The following is a 17,369-nucleotide window of genomic DNA, read 5'->3' as shown; positions in this document are numbered from 1 at the left end:
CTCATTTTGGAAAAGATGTTTTGCAGGCGTGGCTCCGGCGGAAATCCCGATGACCGACATCTTCAAGTCGGCGCTGCCATTCCTGGGGCTCCAGGTTGTCGGACTGGTGCTGTGTATGGTCTTCCCGGAGCTGATCACCTGGCTTCCGAATGTGGTCTACGGGTGAGGCATTGCTCAGGCGGCAGAGGACGACACGTAAAACCGGACGACGAACACCAGCACCAGGACCCACAGCACGATGACCACAGCCGCGGCGGCCAGGCTGACCGGTTCTCCGGCGGCCCGCGCCGCCCGGTCGCGGCACTCGTCCATCACGTCGCCGGGTATCAGTTTCACCACGAGGGCGATGCCAAGCGGCAGAAGCAACAGATCGTCCAGGTAGCCGAGGACAGGAATGAAATCCGGAATGAGATCAATCGGCGAGACTGCATACGCCGCGATGAGGACGGCAAGGCCCTTGACGTACCAGGGCACTCTCGGGTCGCGGCTGGCCAGATAGAGGGCGTGAATATCCCGTTTGACGAGACCGGACCATTTGCGAAGGCTCCACCCCATTCAATTGACTTTTCACTCGTTGCGGCCGCGAATATCTTCCCTTCTGCAACACGGGTCAAATGCGTTCAGAACGCCGTGGCTGAACGTAACCGGTCATAGGAATACCGACTTATCGCGCCTGTGGTGTCATTTCCTCAAAACACTGAAGATCGGTATCGACATGGTCCCAGGAAACGGCCCGCGAGACATAGATCGCCCACTCCGGAGTGACGCTGTCAGGATCATCGAGCGAGGAGGTCCGGACCACGACCAGCCCCTCCATGCCGGTGCGCGTGTGAAACAGCGCACTGCCGCAGACCGGGCAGAACCGCCGGTTGATTTTCCGGCCGCTGTCGGCCGTCTTCTCAAATTCGGAAACCCTGCCCGTCAGCAGGAAGACGTCCTCGTCGAAGACGGAATGCGTCGCATGTCCCGTCCCGCCGATCTTCCGGCAGTCGGTGCAGTAGCAGTGGACGGTGATCTTCGGCGGCGCCTCGCACACATAGCGCACGGCTTCACAAAGGCATCCGCCCGTCAGTCTCTCGCTCAATCCGCAACTCCCCGATATGGCGACTGTCTTGCTTGCCGTTACTCCGCCGCCTCGGCCGGGCCGTAACCGAGTTGTTCGTTCAGCTTGCGGATCAGGTCGACGGCCGCTTCCGCGATCACGGTTCCGGGCGGGAAGATCGCGGCCGCGCCGGATTTATGGAGCTCGTCATAGTCCTGCGGCGGCACGACACCGCCGACGACAATCATGATGTCCTCCCGGCCCTCGTCCGCCAGCGCCTTCTTCAGAGCCGGAACCAGCGTCAGGTGACCGGCGGCCAGCGAGGAAACGCCGACCACGTGGACATCGTTTTCCACCGCCTGGCGCGCGGCTTCTTCGGGCGTCTGGAACAACGGGCCGATGTCGACGTCGAAGCCGAGATCGGCAAAGGCGGAGGCGATCACCTTCTGGCCACGGTCATGCCCGTCCTGCCCCATCTTGGCGACAAGAATGCGCGGCCTCCGACCGTCGTTTTCCTCGAAGGCTTCGACCAGTTTCTGGACTTTCTCGATGGCGCCGGACATGGCCCCCGCCTCCCGTTTGTAGACGCCCGATATCGACTTGATCTCCGCTTTGTGCCGGTCGAAGACCTTTTCCATCGCCAATGATATCTCACCGACGGTCGCCATGGCACGTGCCGCTTTCACCGAAAGATCCAGGAGGTTGCCTTCGCCCGTCTCGGCACATCGGGTCAATGCATCGAGAGCCGCCCGGGTTTCCGCGTCATTGCGCTCCGCGCGCAGGCGCTTCAGCTTGTCGACCTGGGCACCACGCACCTGGGCATTGTCCACTTTCAGGACGTCAATGGACTGCTCGCTGCTCGGCTTGTACTTGTTCACGCCCACCACGGTCTGGGCGCCGCCGTCGATCCGTGCCTGCGTCTTGGCGGCGGCTTCCTCGATCCTGAGCTTGGGAATACCCTTCTCGATGGCCTTGGCCATGCCGCCGAGTTGTTCCACCTCGCGGATATGCGCCATCGCCTTTTCCGCAAGATCGGCTGTCAGTTTCTCGACGTAGTAGGACCCGCCCCAGGGGTCGATCACCTGGGTCGTGCCGCTTTCCTGCTGCAGGAACAATTGGGTGTTGCGGGCGATGCGCGCGGAAAAGTCCGTCGGCAGGGCCAGCGCCTCGTCCAGCGCATTGGTGTGCAGGGACTGGGTATGCCCTTGTGTTGCCGCCATCGCCTCCACGCAGGTCCGCATCACGTTGTTGAAGGCGTCCTGTGCCGTCAGCGACCAGCCGGAGGTCTGCGAATGGGTGCGCAGGGAGAGCGACTTCGGGTTCTTCGGCTGGAAGTTTTCTTCCATCAGCGTCGCCCAGATAAGGCGCGCGGCCCTGAGCTTGGCGACTTCCATGAAGAAGTTCATGCCGATCGCCCAGAAAAAGGAAAGCCGCGGGGCGAACTTGTCGATATCCATCCCGGCCGCCACCCCGGCGCGGGCATATTCGATGCCGTCGGCAATCGTATAGGCCAGTTCCAGGTCCGCCGTCGCCCCGGCCTCCTGCATGTGATAGCCGGAAATGGAGATCGAGTTGAAGCGCGGCATGTTCCCGGACGTATATTCGAAGATATCCGAGATGATCCGCATGGAATGCCTGGGCGGATAGATATAGGTATTGCGGACCATGAACTCCTTCAGAATATCGTTCTGAATGGTGCCCGAAAGATCCTTCTGGGCAACGCCCTGCTCTTCCGCAGCAACGATATAGAGCGCCAGAACGGGCAGCACGGCCCCGTTCATGGTCATGGAAACGCTCATCTTGTCGAGCGGAATGCCGGAAAACAGCGTGCGCATGTCATAGATGGAATCGATGGCCACGCCCGCCATGCCGACGTCGCCCGAAACGCGCGGATGGTCGCTGTCATAGCCCCGGTGGGTCGCAAGGTCGAAGGCGACCGACAGGCCCTTCTGCCCGGCGGCAAGGTTGCGCCGGTAGAATGCGTTGGAATCCTCGGCCGTCGAAAACCCGGCATACTGGCGGACCGTCCATGGCTGCTGGACATACATGGTCGGATAGGGGCCGCGCAGGAACGGCGGCAGGCCCGGCCAGGTGTCGACATGCTTCAACCCGTCGAGGTCTTCTGCCGTGTAGACCGGCGGCACCTCGATGCCCTCCGGGGTTTCCCAGTTTTGCCGCTCGCCGGCCTCCGCCGCCTTCAGAACGTTGCGGAACGGCTTATCGGAATAGTTCGGGATCCTGCTCATTTCTGGATCTCCAGGTCTGACTGTCCGCCGTCGCGCGCCCGCTCCAGCAGCGCATGCGCCTCACGCAGGAGCGCGAGCAGATCGCAGCCGGCATAAAGGAACGTGTCGATACCGGCCGCAGTATAACTTGTCTCGCGCGCTCCCGGCTTCCCGGCAAGATAAAGAGAAACCGCGCCTGCCTGCTTGAGTGCCCGCGCGGCCGCTTCTGCTTCGCGCTCGTAAACTTCGTCGGAGGACACCAGACAGGCGAGCGAAGCGCCGCTCTCCTTGAACGCGGCGACCAACTCGTCGAGGGACCCGTAAACCGCCGGCCCCACGGGGTGTATGTCCCCCGCGGCAAAGGCGTTTGCCGTCCATGTCGCCCGCGCCGTGAACTGCGCCAGCGCACCGAGGCTGGCAAGAAAGACCCTGGGCGCAGCCCCGGTCCGGTTTTCGAATTCGTCGGCAGCAGAGCGTAGGTCCTCGAAAGGCTCTGCCATGCGCTTGCGCTTGAGAGCAGGAACAGTCCGGCTTTCGGAGGGCTGCTTCGAGGCCGGCAAAGGCCGGCCCTCCAGGGCCAGTCGACGCAGAGCCGAAAACCATTCTCCGCTACCGGCCTCCGGCAGATCCAACGCTCGAGCATCGTGTGGAGCGTCCCCGCCCTCTTTTGCGGCCTGCAGCAGGCTGACTTTCTTTTCCGACAGGTCCGGGAACTCGCTCACCCCGGTGATGGGCCGCTTTCTGCGCGCGATCTTTCCGTCCAGCTCGGTCCGGGCCTCGCCGATGCGCTCCTGAACCAGCCCCTGCCCCAGCGCGCCAAAGAGGCCGCCCGCCGCTTCAATCTCCTGAAAGAGCTCCCAGGCGGCCGAGCAGAGTTTTTCAGTCCTGTCTTCAATCGCTCCGGAACCCGCGGCCGGATCGATCACTCTGGCCAGGTTGCTCTCCTCCAGCAGGATCGACTGGGTATTGCGCGCAAGCCCGCGCGCGAAGCCGTCCGGCAAACCGACGCCGAGCGTGTGCGGCAGGACCAGGACGCTATCGGCACCGCCAATGCCGGCCGCAAACACAGCCACGGTGTTGCGCAACAGGTTGACCCATGGATCGCGGGCCGTGAGCATCCGGAACGACGTGTTCATATGCAGTGCCATGCGCGCCTGCGGCAACCCGGCACCTTCCAGAACGCAAGACCAAAGGGCCCGGATCGCCCGTGCCTTGGCGATGGAACCGAACTGGTCCGCATTCGCGACAACGCTCATGGAAATCCGGTCCGCCCACTCCGCGGGCTGGAGCTTCGTTTCCTCGAGAACACGCAGATAGGCAGCGCCGGACGCAAGCACCAGCGCCAGTTCCTGGGCAGGCGTTGCCCCGGCGTCGTGCCACAGCTGACCGTCTGCCTTGACCACGCGTGCCAGACTGCCGAGATCATGGGCGGATTGGACCATGTCGCGGATCAGGCGGCCGGTCTCTTCCATGCCGGCCGGCACCATGCCCTCTTCCGCCATCAGGGCGAAAGGATCAAATCCGGCCGAGATCTTCACCGAGGCCGGGTCGAGTTTTCTCTTTTCCAGAAGTGCCAGCATCAAGGCGAGCTTTTCCGGAGCGCCGCGCCCTGCTTCGAGGCGAATATCGATGAGGTCCGGTTTAACACCCTGCAACAGGGTCTCCATCCCGGAAAGGTCCGCGACCCGAATGCCGCCGTCACCGGCAGTCGGTGCATCCGAAAAGACCAGCTCCAGGCCGCTGGCACCGCCTTCCAGGTCTTCCAGGATCTGTGCATTCGCGTGGCTCGGATCCGGAATGTCGATCCGCTGCACGACCGACCAGCCCTCTTCGGCCGTTCGCAGCGCCCTTGCCGGCGTATCGGAACGGCGCGCATAAAGCGGCGCGATCTGCAAACCGTCGTCGGTCAGGCCGAACAGTTTCTGCCGCGGCGCGCCCTTGAGGGCCTGATCCACCGCTGCCCACCACGCGTCTTCGCCGGCGGAATAGAAACTGTCGGGTCCGGTAAAGCTGAGCGGCATTGCAGCACTCTCCCTGAAGTCTGTTGAGACTTCTGCTCTAACACATTGAGATCAAGCTATTTTCTCCGTCTTCGCTTGCGCGCGCGAAAACAGGCTGATCCACGCCTCAGGCCCGTTTTAGTCCCAGCCCGCAAAGCTTTGCAACTCAGCAGAAAGGGTAAGCCAAGCCTTCCTTATAGCGCGAACGGGCCGGCGCCGTATTGTCTGTCCGACCGGTCTTGGCCGCCGCGCGCACCGGTTCGGCGGCATGCAAATTAATTAGACAAGTAAAATAATATTCGTTTCCAAAAACCGCCCGCTGTTCTTCATTATCCCATGACGACGCCCGTGTAGAAAGGCCGCAGATTTTGCCCGGCGGAACCTGAAACTGTCAAATTTTTGGCGTATTAAGCCAAATTAGCTACTTTTCCCTATTGGTACGATCATCAATTGTATTGTAGCGTGAAGCATGCTGACGCATGGGAATTTCTACCCTCATAACAAATGCGCGGCAGTCGGGTCCAGGTCACCTGAAAAGGTCGACAGGACACGTGATTAACCCATCAGCGGACCCTTACCGGCAAAGCCGAAGCGTCCGCAAATAGCGGCCCACCGGCCGCGAAGGATGTGCACGATGCTTGATCAAACAGAACTGAAAAGCAAACTGAGAGCGATCTCGGAAGCGAACGCCGCCCACCATGTCCTCGACATTCTGGAATCCAATCTCCGGCGCATGGGGGCAACGCATATCCTCATCACCGGAATGCCGATGCCCAACCGGCCGATCGACAATCTCGTTCAGCGGTTCCGTTGGCCCGACCAGCGCAATGACGGTATTGAAAGCACCTCGCTTTCGGCAAACGACAGCGCCCTGATGCTGGGTCTGGGGTCCAACCGGGCTCGCGTCTGGACGATAACCGCCGGTGATATGGAACACTCCGACCTTCTCGCCTCCGCGGGCGAAGGCAGCCAGATCGTGGTTGTGCCGGTGACCGAGCTCTATCCGTTCCAGGCTTTCGTGTTCGCAAGCGGCCCGTCGCTGCAGGTCAACAAGTACGACCTTTCCAACCTGGAAGCCCTGTCGGCCGCAGCCTTCTCGCGCCTGCGCGAGCTCGGCGTCATCTCCGGCCAGCGCCCGGGCGCCCTGTCGACCCGTGAGCGCAGGGTTCTGGAACTGACCGCGTTCGGCAAGACCGCCGGCGAAATCGCGGATGTGCTCGACATCTCCCAGCGGACCGTCCACGCGCACCTGCAGAATGCCAGCGTCAAACTGAATGCTTCCAACAAGACCCACACGGTCGTGGAAGCTCTGCGTTACGGCCAGATCAGCGTCTGACGCGCAAAGACCCGCCGGTAGACAGCTCTTGAGAAAGGCGCGCCCCCGGTGCGCCTCATCTCCTCATGTCGATTGCATCGCCAGTCCGGCTGCGCGTGGCGTGGCGGTATGGCCGATCAGCAATACTGACGCCAGCCAAGCTTCCCTGAACAGCCCGCCGTTCTTGCTTGCTCGGCGACAAAAGCGATGTCACTCGCACGGCCGGGCAAGCGAACCGTCCGAAGGCAGGCCCGATCGAACTTTCGTCACATCACGGACGCGCATTTTTGACAGGGCTGGGGTAGTCTGCCCGAAACTATTGGATTCGAAGGGTTTCGGGAAAAACGTGACGACAAACGACAGCATCTTCATCGGGGCAAGCACAAGGGATGAAACCCTGGCCCTCAAACTGGCCAACCGCCATGGCCTCATTGCCGGGGCAACCGGTACAGGCAAAACGGTATCCCTGCAAATCCTCGCCGAAGGGTTTTCCAGGGCAGGTGTCCCGGTCTTCTGCGCCGACATCAAGGGTGACCTTTCAGGCCTTGCCGCCGAAGGCGTGTCCCGGGACTTCCTGGAAAAACGCGCCAGGGATGTCGGCCTGGAAAAGACCTATCGATACGAGGCGGCGCCTGCGGTCTTCTGGGATCTTTTCGGCGAACAGGGCCACCCGATCCGTACCACGGTATCCGAAATCGGTCCGTTGCTGCTGGCCCGGATCCTGGAACTCAATGACACGCAGGAAGGTGTTCTCAACGTTCTGTTCGAGCTGGCGGATGACGAGGGCCTTCTGCTTCTGGATCTGAAGGACCTGCGCGCCATGCTTGCCCATGTGGCCGAGCGCGCGTCCGAACTCTCCACGCACTACGGCAATGTCTCCAAAGCCTCGATCGGCGCGATCCAGCGCCGGCTTCTGGTGCTGGAGCGCCAGGGTGGCGAACACTTTTTCGGCGAGCCTGCGCTCGACATTCGCGACTTCATCCGCAGCGCGCCGGACGGCCGCGGCATCGTCAACATTCTGGCTGCCGACAAGCTGATGACGTCGCCGAGGCTCTATGCAGTGTTTCTGCTCTGGCTGCTGTCGGAGCTCTTTGAGGAACTGCCTGAAATCGGCGATCCGGAGAAACCGAAGCTGGTGTTCTTTTTCGACGAGGCGCATCTCCTCTTCACCGACGCACCGAAAGCACTGATTGCGAAAGTCGAACAGGTCGTGCGCCTGATCCGCTCCAAGGGAGTGGGCGTCTATTTCGTCACCCAGAACCCCCTCGATGTGCCGGAAACCATTCTGTCGCAGCTCGGCAATCGCATTCAGCACGCCTTGCGCGCCTTTACGCCCCGTGACCAGAAAGCCGTCCGCGCCGCCGCCCAGACGTTCCGCCCGAACCCGGAACTCGACACGGAGCGTGTTATCACCGAACTGGGTGTCGGCGAGGCCCTGGTCTCCACGCTGGAGGGAAAGGGCATCCCCTCGATCGTTCAGCGCACGCTGATCCGCCCGCCCAGTTCCCGGCTGGGCCCCGCAACGGATGCAGAACGGCGCACGGCCATCCACTCAAGTCCGGTCTTCGGGGCCTATGACAGGCTCAAGGACCGCTTGTCCGCCTACGAGGTCCTTAAGGGCCGCGCCGAGGAAACACAACGCCAGGAGCAGCGTCGCCGCGACAAGGAAGCAGCCGGACCGCGCGAGGAAACGGAGCCGCGCCGGTCCCGGTCCGGCTTTCAGTTGCCGGATTTCGGACGGGACGACCGTCCGCGCCGGGAAAGCATCGAACGCCGGACCGGCCGCCGCAGCCAGCGGGACACGGTCCTGGAAGCCGGACTCAAGTCCGCCGCCAGAAGTCTTGGAACTTCCCTTGGGCGGGCGCTGGTGCGCGGCCTACTTGGCTCCCTCAAACGCGGCAACTGATCCTGTCATGCCGGCGCAAGCGAAAACAAACTTGGAGGTCGAGCGCAGTGCGCTCAAGACCGGCAAATGGGCAAATCTGTTCATGGCCCTTGCCGGTCTTCTGACGGCATGGCTGTCGCGCTCCGATGCAATGCTCGTCGACGGGCTCTATTCTGCGGTCAACTTCATCTCGGCAATTGCCGCTGCCCGCATCGGCACCCGCGTCGGCCTCCCGCCGACGCGCAGCCGCCCGTGGGGCTATGACTTCGATGAAGTACTCTACGTCACCTTCCGCAGCCTCATCCTGATTGGCGTCCTGGTTTTTGCCGCCGTCGTTTCAGGCTCGAAAATCTGGACCTTTTTTGCAGGCGGTGAGGTTCCCGAGCTCAAATTCGGTCCGATCGCCGTCTATGCGCTCATCATCATTGCCATCTGCCTGAGCCTTGCGGTCAACTATCACCGTGCCTACCGGAAAACCGGCAAACGCAGCGCACTCCTGAAGACCGAAGCCCGCGCAGCCCTCATCGACGGGGCTTTGAGCGTCGGCTCAGGTGCGGCGCTATTGTCCCTGCCCTTCCTGGAAGGCACCATCCTCGGCCCCTATGTGCCGATCGGCGATGCCGTCATCGTTCTGCTTCTTATCCTGGCGATCATCTGGCAGCCGCTCGCCGCCTTCCGCACGACGCTGGCCGATCTCGCCGGCGTCAGCGCGCCCGGCGGCACCTATGCCAAGGTCGCCCGCACCGCCCGCGATCTTGCCCGGGAAAAGGGCTACAGGTTTCACCGGGCCGCCGTGCTGCAGGCCGGGCGCATGCATTATGCCGCGATCTATCTGGATCCGCAGGCTCCGGTCGAGGCAGCGGACATCGACGCCTACCGCGACGAACTTACGGAGCGTCTTGACCGGTTACTCGGGTCGACGCGCGTCGAAGTCATCGTCACCGCCAGCGGCCGCCTCGCCAAAGAGCAAGCAAAACTCCCGCAATAGCAATCTCTGCTGGCGATAAGAGGCTGGTTACTCCTTCCCGCTATTGTTGCAGGGTCGCAAAGCTCGATGGGAGTCAACATGTTTTCAACTGGCAACCGGTCTCAGCCGATCGGTCACGTACGGCTCCTGAAGCTGATGGGAAAACTGGTCCAGGCTATGGTCTGCACCGTTTTGCTCCTTGGCTCGTCCGGGGCCTACGCGCAGGATCAAGGCGCATCGCCGGCCTCTCAGGAAGACCGGGAGGCGTGGACCGAACGGGCCCGGTTCTACCTTCGCGACAACCCCATTTCTCCCCCCGACACCACCAGCCCGCGCGCAACGCTGGAAAGCTTCGTGTTCATCATGGGCGAGGTCAACAGCCTGTGGCGTGCCGTGCGGCAGGACTACGAAGCCAGCAACCGGCTCTTGCTGAGCCCGGAACAGCACAAGCAGCTGGTGCTGATCAAGGCTCTCCTGGAAAAGGCGGCCCAGACGTTCGATCTTTCTGAAATCCCCGTCACCTCGCGCGAAAGGGCCGGCATCGAGACGGCCCTACAGTTTCAGGAGATCCTCGACCGCATTCCAGAGCCGGACCTTGCCAAAATCCCGGGCCAGCCCGCCGGCAGTTTCCTGTCACCGGGTGCTGAAGCGGGACTGCCCGAACGCTGGACCCTGCCCGGCACAAGCATCACCATCCTCCGTCAGGAAACCGGAGAACTGAAAGGACACTACCTTGTCTCGAAGGAATCCATCAGCCGGATTCCGGACGACTATGCCGTTGTCCGCGTGCTTCCCTTGCGCAGCGACCGCGGCGAAGATCTGTTCGAGTACTATGTCTATACGCCGGGCAATCTCATTGCCCCGCGCTGGTACGACATCATCAAGGCCGGTCCGGACTGGCTCCACTTCCATTTTGCGGACCAGGCCTACTGGCAGTGGCTGGCCCTGTTTGCCCTGCTTGCCGCGTACGCGGTCACCATCGGCTACTACATTCGCTGGCGCAGGTGGCGGGCCGTCTCGGTCAATGAACGCACCCGCATTGTCCATGCAATCGTCAATCCCGCGCTGCTGATCCTGAGCGCCGCCGTCTTCCGTTACCTGTGCGAAGACCAGATCAATATCACCGGCAAGGTGCTGATGATGCTCGGAACGATCACGACCGCGGTGATCTGGTCGGCAACCGCCTGGCTAGTCTATCAACTCCTGCAACTGCTCTACGTCTGGTTCATCCGCGGCCCGGGGTCGAACCGGAAGAGCCTGGATGCCAGCCTGCTGCGTACGGCCTTTCGCGTCTTTTCGCTCGCCATCGCACTGGTCGTCCTCGGCTACGGGGCAACGCAGATCGGCATTCCGATTTACGGGGTCATCGCAGGGCTGGGTGTCGGCGGCCTGGCTATCGCACTCGCGGCACAGCCGACGATCGAGAACCTCATTGGCGGCATCATTCTCTATGCGGACGGGATGGTCCGTGTCGGCGAATTCTGCCAGTTCGACGAACTGTCCGGGACCATCGAATCCATCGGCATCAGGTCAACGCGGATCCGCGCACTCGACCGGACGGTCATTACCATCGCCAATGCGGATCTCGCCAAGCGCAAGATCATCAACTACAGCCAGCGGGACCAGTTTCATTTCCGCCACCGGCTAGGGCTTCGCTATGAAACCAGTCCCGACGCGCTGAAGCGGATCGTGTCGGCCATCAATGACTATCTGGCTCAGCACCAGAAGATCCTGCCGGAGACGCTGCGCGTGCGCCTGATCGGCTTCGACGACTACGCGGTGACCATCGAAGTCTATGCCTATGTGGTGGCGTCCGCCTACACGGACTTCCTGGAAATCCAGGAAGAGATGCTCTTTGATATCCGCGCCATTATCGAGGCCAACGGCTCCGACTTCGCCTATCCCTCCTCAACGGTTTACCTGTCGAGGGATGGCGGCCTGCCCACCGAACCCGCGCGCCAACCTGCTGACGATCTACCCGGCGAGGATCGGCAGACAGCGTGAAGCGCGGTGGTGGCTCCGCCGTTCGGGCCGGAGCGGATAATCCATTTGCGCTCATGCCCCTGTTGTGGCCTGTTAGAGCCTTCCAACGGCCTGAGTCTGTCCGGCCCTATCCAAACCGCAGCAAAATCAAGGATCCGTCATGAGTTCCATCGACAAGGTCCTGGCACGCATTGATGCCAATCTCGACGCCAGCCTCGACCGCCTGTTCGACCTTCTCAAGATCAGGAGCATTTCCACCGATCCCGCCTTTGCCGCCCCTTGCCGGGAAGCCGCCGAATGGCTTGCAGCCGAGCTGACCGGGATCGGCATCGAGGCATCTGTGCGCGACACGAAGGGCCATCCGATGGTCGTCGGCCACCGCAAGTCGGGCAAGGCGGGCCCGCACGTGCTTTTCTACGGCCACTACGACGTCCAGCCCGTCGATCCCCTGAACCTATGGAAAAGCGACCCATTCGAGCCGGTAATCGAGACCAGGCCGGACGGCAGCAAGATCATCGTTGCCCGCGGGGCTGCCGACGACAAGGGTCAGCTGATGACCTTCGTGGAAGCCGCGCGCGCGTATATCGAGGAAACGGGAGATCTGCCGCTCGACGTCACGATCCTGTTCGAGGGCGAGGAGGAATCCGGTTCACCTTCCCTCCATCCTTTCCTGGAAGCCAACAGGGACGAGCTCTCCTGCGACCTTGCGCTGGTTTGCGACACCAGCATGTGGAACGCCGAGACGCCTGCGATCTCAGTCATGCTGCGTGGCATGGTCGGTGACGAAATCATCGTCAGGGCAGCCAACCGCGATCTGCATTCCGGCCTCTATGGCGGGGCGGCGCAGAACCCGAACCACATCGTGGCCAACATCATTGCCGGGCTCCACGACGAAAACGGCAGGATCACCCTGCCGGGGTTCTATGACGGCGTCATCGACGTGCCGGAAAGCGTCAAGGAGATGTGGCAGGAGCTCGGGTTTTCCATCGAGGAGTTCCTGGGCGACGTCGGCCTGAAATACCCGCGCGGCGAAAAAGGCCGCGAGCCGCTGGAGCACCTGTGGACCCGTCCGACGGTCGAGGTGAACGGCATGTGGGGTGGCTATCAGGGCGCCGGTTCGAAAACCGTGATCCCTGCGGAGGCCCACGCCAAGTTCACCTTCCGCCTCGTCGGCGACCAGGACCCGGACAAGATCCAGGAAGCCTTCCGCGCCTATGTCCGCTCGAAAATTCCGGCGGACTGCACGGTCGAATTCATAGCCAAGGAAGGCAGTCCCGCCCTGCGGCTCGACTTCGCCATGCCCGCCCTTGAAAAAGGAAGGCAGGCGCTCAAGGACGAGTGGGGCAAGGAAGCAGCCCTGATCGGCATGGGCGGATCCATCCCGATCGTCGGCGATTTCAAGCGCATGCTGGGCATGGACTCCCTGCTGATCGGCTTCGGCCTTGACGACGACCAGATCCATTCGCCGAACGAAAAATACAATCTGACCAGCTTCCACAAGGGCATCCGTTCCTGGGCACGGGTGCTTGACGAGCTGGCGAAATCCTGACCGATACCTGAGTAAAAGAGGGGCGGGCCAACGTCCCGGCCCGCCGTTTCCGGGAGAGCATATATGAAATCCATCTGCGTCTTTTGCGGTTCCAGCTACGGCGCTCTTGAAGCTTACAGCGAAGCGGCAAAGGCAACCGGCCGTACCATTGCCGAAAGCGGCTACCGGCTCATCTATGGCGGTGCCAGGGTCGGCCTGATGGGGACGGTCGCGGACGCCGCCCTTGCCGCCGGAGGCAAGGTCATCGGCGTTCTGCCGAGGGCCCTGCAGGACAAGGAAATCGGCCACGAGGGCCTCACCGAGCTGCACCTCGTCGGCTCAATGCATGAGCGCAAGGCCCAGATGGCCGACCTCTCGGACGCCTTCATCGCCCTGCCCGGAGGCGTCGGCACGCTTGAGGAGATTTTCGAGATCTGGACCTGGGGCCAGCTTGGCTATCACAAGAAGCCGTGCGGCTTCCTGAACGTGGAAGGCTATTACGATCATCTGATCGCCTTTCTGGATCACCAGGCGCAGGAAGGCTTCACCAGGAAGGCGATGCGCGACATGGCCCAGTTTGCCGAAACGGCCGAAGAGCTGATCGGAATGTTCAAATCCTATGACCCGCCGTCGTCGCCGAAATGGATCACCAAGGACGAGACCTGACCCGGCGGCGAATTAGCCAGGCAGGTTCCCCGACTGTCCACAGGGCCTGCCTGGCTGCTTTGCAAATCCGGCCTAAGTTGGTAAATCCACCAGACTTCAACTGTGCAATCGTGCACCGCAAGGTTCTACCCGAGACATTTTTATGCGTGTGAATGCCATCGTCTTCGCCTGTCTTGCCGCTTTTACGGGGGCTGCCTGCTCCCCGACCGCCGATTTCCAGTCGTCGGGCCGTCTGGCCAGGACGTCCGATCTGACGCTCGTGCAAATCACCGAGGACCATGTCGGCGGCATCACCAGCGAGACCCCTTACGCTTCCAAGGCGATCGAATCCGCCCTGCCCGGTTTCACCACCGACGGCATCCAGACCGCTGTTGAAGACAATACCGAATGGGCGCTTGCAGCCTTCAACAGCGACGGCTTCCAGGTCCTGCAGGTTTTCAAGGGCCAGAACGGCAAGGTGCGGACGGTCCACGGCGTGACCCATCACCTGCAGGGGCCCAATGGAGAGCGGATCGGCATGACCTTCTCCGAAGTCGGCTCCGCCCGCAGCGATTGCCGCGTCGGCAAGAACCTGTGGCGCGGCATGGCGATCTGCAAGTCGGAAGGCCATCCCAACGTCGAGCTGGTCTACGCCATTCCAGGCTACAAGGGACCGTTCGACCAGTTGCCGGCGGAAAACGACCTGTTCGACGCCGAGCTTCAACGCATTCTCTGGACGCCGAAAGGCTGAGGCTGCATCGGCGTCTCCCCGCGCCGCGATCCGCATTCCCCCAAAAGGGACGGTGACCTTCGGTGATTCCTGGTTTAAGCCTTGAACCATGACGAAGGCACGATCACCCGACCCGGAGCAGCTTGCAGCCGATCTCAAGGCCGGAAAGCGCGCGGCGCTTGCGCGCGCGATCACGCTGGTGGAGTCCAGGAAGGCCGACCACCGCCGCCTGGCGCATCGGTTGATCCAGGATCTGCTGCCGCTGACCGGCAACGCCTTGCGGGTCGGGATTACCGGCGTGCCGGGCGTCGGCAAGTCGACGATGATCGACACCCTCGGCACCAACCTGACCGCGGCCGGTCACAAGGTGGCGGTTCTGGCCGTTGATCCATCCTCCACCCGCACGGGCGGCTCCATCCTCGGCGACAAGACCCGGATGGCACGTCTGGCGGTCGACGCCAACGCCTTCATCCGACCCTCGCCCTCCGCCGGCACGCTCGGCGGCGTTGCCGCCAAGACGCGGGAGACCATGCTCTTGTGCGAAGCGGCCGGATTTGACGTGATCCTTGTGGAAACGGTCGGCATCGGCCAGTCGGAAACGGCTGTTGCGGACATGGTCGACTTCTTCCTGGTGCTCATGCTGCCGGGCGCCGGCGACGATTTGCAGGGCATCAAGAAAGGCGTTCTGGAAATTGCCGACATGATCGCGGTCAACAAGGCCGAAGGAGAAGGGGTGACGCGGGCCAAATCGGCTGCCTCGGACTACCGCGCCGCGCTGCATATCCTGGCGCCGAAGTCCCCGGTCTGGTCGCCGCCAGTGATTACCGTTTCGGGTTTCGCCAACGAAGGCCTGGATCACCTGTGGGAGCAGATCCTCCTGTACCGCACCCGCATGGAGGCCAGCGGTGAATGGAGCGAGAAGCGCAGCCGGCAACAGGTCGCCTGGATGTGGGACATGCTTCAGCAGCGCATGATGGAAGCGCTCAAGTCCAACCGGAAGACGGCGGACCGTCTGAAGGAGCTCGAGGCAAGCGTCCGGGCCGGCGAGACCGCCGTCTCCTTCGCCGTGGATGAAGTGGCCGCCCTCATGGGGCTCGACGAGTGATGCGCCGCGTCAGGACCATTCTGGTGACGGGCTTCTCGCCGTTTCCGGGAGCCCCCGTGAACCCGACCGAAAGGCTGATGCACCGATTGCCGAGGCGGCTGGGAAAGCACCAGTGCGGTGTCGAGTTCGTCTTTCATGTCCTGCCGACGACCTGGGCGGGACGCCGTGACGTGACGGACAGGCTGCGGCTGGATATCAGGCCGGACGCGATCGTGCATTTCGGTGTCGACGGCACGCGCCGCACGCTCAATATCGAAACCCGGGCGATCAATCGCGCCGTTCGCGTGCGTCCGGATGCAATGGGCCGCGCTCCTGAAAGACCTGAACTGGCACCGAGCGGGGAACGGATACGGCGCTCGACACTGCCGGGACGGGCGCTGTGCCGGGCCGCACTTGCCGCACGCGCGCCGGCCGCGCTGTCCGACAATGCCGGTACCTATCTGTGCAACGCGACGCTCTGGGACTCCATCGGCTCCGGCATCCCGAGCATTTTTGTCCATGTGCCTGCGCTCCCCAGGGGCCCGCGCGACAGCCGGCCCCCATATCATCTTGTCGAAGATGCGGCCGTCCGCCTGCTTCAGGAAACCGCACGGCGGCTGCCGTGAACCGGCCGCTACCGCCAGCGATCCAGCAGCCGCTCCACCTGGCGGATACAATCATCCGCCATTTCGGCAGACAGCCCCGCCCGCCCCAGAACGCGCAGACCCAGATAAGCTGACAGGATGCCTCTGGCGGTTTCCCGTGCCGCGGCCTCGTCCTGCCGGCTCTCCCCGGCAAGGGCTTCGAAAAACGCGGTCTCCAGCCGCCGCACCATGGCCTGCAACTTGGCTTCCGCCTCCCCGCCCTGGGCCGCCTTGTCGACAAGTGCGTTGCACAGGAAGCACCCGATCCGGTCGCCTTCGGCCAGGGCAGCCTCTGCGATCCTGGCGAACAGCGCAAGGATGCGGTCCCTGCCCGTTCCCACGTCCTTGTCGTTGAGGAAACGAACGGTCGGACTGATGACCCTGTCGTTGTAGCGGTCGAGGGCCGCCAGATAGACGGACTGCTTGTCGCCGAAGGCCTTGTAGAACGAGCCTTTGGTAATCTTCATGGCCGCAAGCAGCTCGCTCAGCGAAGCCTCTTCATAGCCAAGGTCCCAGAACAGGCTCATGGCTTTCTCCATCGCGTCGTCAGGGTCAAACTCGCGCGGTCTGGCCATTGTCTCTCCCGAAAAGCGTGATCACAGGCAGGTCACCTTTGTCTCACGCCCTTGTGTTTTGTACCGATCGGTTCCTAACCTTATTGTCCAGACATCGGCATCAGGCATTTTGGTGCGCAGTTAGGAACCAAATGGTACCGAACAAGCACGGCCAACGCAATCGCCTGTCTGCCGGTGAAAGGTCCATCGCGAAATTCCAAGCACCGGGAGTGTTTAGAAATGCTTGCAAATATGATCCGCAGCTCCGCCGCCGCCCTTGTCGTCGTCGGCGGCCTTGTTTCCTCCGCATTTGGCGCCGGTGTCGACGTGAATGCCACGGTCACCGGCCTTGCGCTGCGCGGCGTCGATCCGGTTTCCTATTTCACCGCGGGCGCGCCCCGGGAAGGTGACGTTGCCATTACCGAGGTGCACAACGGCGCCACCTACCGGTTCGCATCGGAAGAAAGCCGCAACCTGTTCAAGAGCAATCCTGACAAATACCTTCCGCAGTATGGCGGCTTCTGCGCCTTCGGAACGGCCATGGGTGTGAAAGTCGATGGCGATCCGGATCTGTGGAAGATCGTTGACGGCAAGCTCTACCTGAACCTTTCCGAAACCGTCCAGGAACGCTGGAACAAGGACATCCCCGGCTTCATCGAAACCGCCAATACCAAATGGGATGACCTCGAAAACGTCGATCCGAACGACCTCTGATCGATCTCAAGCCCCTGGAGATCGATCGACAAACCGGCCGGGCCCTTTGTGCC

The 17,369-nt window shown here is 62.3% G+C and carries 15 protein-coding genes; 10 read left to right on the top strand and 5 right to left on the bottom strand.

All coding sequences use genetic code 11. The features are described from left to right. Positions 1 to 174: 174 nt before the first annotated feature. The 4 genes from ON753_RS07290 to ON753_RS07275 all read right to left on the bottom strand — a co-directional run bounded on the left by ON753_RS07290 (position 175) and on the right by ON753_RS07275 (position 5,288). The gene (locus ON753_RS07290; protein WP_265961904.1) at positions 175 to 555 is read right to left on the bottom strand and encodes a YkvA family protein; all 381 of its coding nucleotides are present in this window, start codon (positions 553 to 555) and stop codon (positions 175 to 177) included. Between the two features lie 109 nt (positions 556 to 664). Next, entirely contained in the window at positions 665 to 1,084 is a 420-nt protein-coding gene (locus tag ON753_RS07285) for a GFA family protein (protein WP_265961903.1), read from the bottom strand. Between the two features lie 38 nt (positions 1,085 to 1,122). Next, entirely contained in the window at positions 1,123 to 3,288 is a 2,166-nt protein-coding gene (gene scpA, locus ON753_RS07280; RefSeq protein ID WP_265961902.1) for a methylmalonyl-CoA mutase, read from the bottom strand. Beyond that, positions 3,285 to 5,288 (bottom strand): methylmalonyl-CoA mutase family protein, encoded by a 2,004-nt coding sequence (locus ON753_RS07275; RefSeq protein WP_265961901.1) that lies wholly within the window; start codon positions 5,286 to 5,288, stop codon positions 3,285 to 3,287. Before ON753_RS07275 ends, scpA begins: the two co-directional genes overlap by 4 nt. Before the next feature lie 613 nt (positions 5,289 to 5,901). Here ON753_RS07275 and ON753_RS07270 point away from each other — a divergent pair. From ON753_RS07270 to ON753_RS07230, 9 genes are all read left to right on the top strand, one after another. Continuing rightward, positions 5,902 to 6,603, top strand: coding sequence for a helix-turn-helix domain-containing protein (locus ON753_RS07270; RefSeq protein WP_265961900.1), 702 nt, complete (start codon positions 5,902 to 5,904; stop codon positions 6,601 to 6,603). Positions 6,604 to 6,928: 325 nt separating this feature from the next. Further along, positions 6,929 to 8,488, top strand: a complete 1,560-nt coding sequence (locus tag ON753_RS07265) for a helicase HerA-like domain-containing protein (protein WP_265961899.1) — start codon at positions 6,929 to 6,931, stop codon at positions 8,486 to 8,488. A gap of 31 nt (positions 8,489 to 8,519) precedes the next feature. Beyond that, positions 8,520 to 9,455 (top strand): cation transporter, encoded by a 936-nt coding sequence (locus tag ON753_RS07260; RefSeq protein ID WP_265961898.1) that lies wholly within the window; start codon positions 8,520 to 8,522, stop codon positions 9,453 to 9,455. A 78-nt stretch (positions 9,456 to 9,533) separates the two neighbouring features. Continuing rightward, complete coding sequence (locus tag ON753_RS07255) at positions 9,534 to 11,438, top strand: mechanosensitive ion channel family protein (protein WP_265961897.1); 1,905 nt, start codon at positions 9,534 to 9,536, stop codon at positions 11,436 to 11,438. A 139-nt stretch (positions 11,439 to 11,577) separates the two neighbouring features. Next, positions 11,578 to 12,966, top strand: coding sequence for a dipeptidase (locus tag ON753_RS07250; protein WP_265961896.1), 1,389 nt, complete (start codon positions 11,578 to 11,580; stop codon positions 12,964 to 12,966). A gap of 63 nt (positions 12,967 to 13,029) precedes the next feature. Continuing rightward, positions 13,030 to 13,611 carry an LOG family protein gene (locus ON753_RS07245; protein ID WP_265961895.1) on the top strand — a complete coding sequence of 194 codons (582 nt, stop codon included), beginning with the start codon at positions 13,030 to 13,032 and terminating at the stop codon, positions 13,609 to 13,611. A 142-nt stretch (positions 13,612 to 13,753) separates the two neighbouring features. Next, a complete protein-coding gene (locus tag ON753_RS07240) occupies positions 13,754 to 14,341 on the top strand; it encodes a DUF1131 family protein (RefSeq protein ID WP_265961894.1) in 588 nt (195 codons plus the stop codon). Positions 14,342 to 14,429: 88 nt separating this feature from the next. Further along, positions 14,430 to 15,425, top strand: coding sequence for a methylmalonyl Co-A mutase-associated GTPase MeaB (gene meaB / locus ON753_RS07235; protein ID WP_265961893.1), 996 nt, complete (start codon positions 14,430 to 14,432; stop codon positions 15,423 to 15,425). Beyond that, a complete protein-coding gene (locus ON753_RS07230; RefSeq protein WP_265967088.1) occupies positions 15,425 to 16,030 on the top strand; it encodes a pyroglutamyl-peptidase I in 606 nt (201 codons plus the stop codon). The genes meaB and ON753_RS07230 overlap by 1 nt, the downstream gene beginning before the upstream one ends. An 8-nt stretch (positions 16,031 to 16,038) precedes the next feature. Here the strand turns inward: ON753_RS07230 and ON753_RS07225 are convergent, their stop codons facing one another. Then, positions 16,039 to 16,623 carry a TetR/AcrR family transcriptional regulator gene (locus ON753_RS07225; protein ID WP_265961892.1) on the bottom strand — a complete coding sequence of 195 codons (585 nt, stop codon included), beginning with the start codon at positions 16,621 to 16,623 and terminating at the stop codon, positions 16,039 to 16,041. Between the two features lie 219 nt (positions 16,624 to 16,842). Between ON753_RS07225 and ON753_RS07220 the strand changes: the two genes are divergently transcribed. Continuing rightward, positions 16,843 to 17,316 carry a YHS domain-containing (seleno)protein gene (locus ON753_RS07220; protein ID WP_265961891.1) on the top strand — a complete coding sequence of 158 codons (474 nt, stop codon included), beginning with the start codon at positions 16,843 to 16,845 and terminating at the stop codon, positions 17,314 to 17,316. Positions 17,317 to 17,369: the final 53 nt, after the last annotated feature.

This window comes from Roseibium salinum, assembly GCF_026240905.1.
Taxonomy (GTDB): Bacteria; Pseudomonadota; Alphaproteobacteria; order Rhizobiales; family Stappiaceae; genus Roseibium; species Roseibium salinum.
Note: the sequence above shows the minus strand (reverse complement) of the source record. Positions and strands in the feature narration are given on the sequence as shown.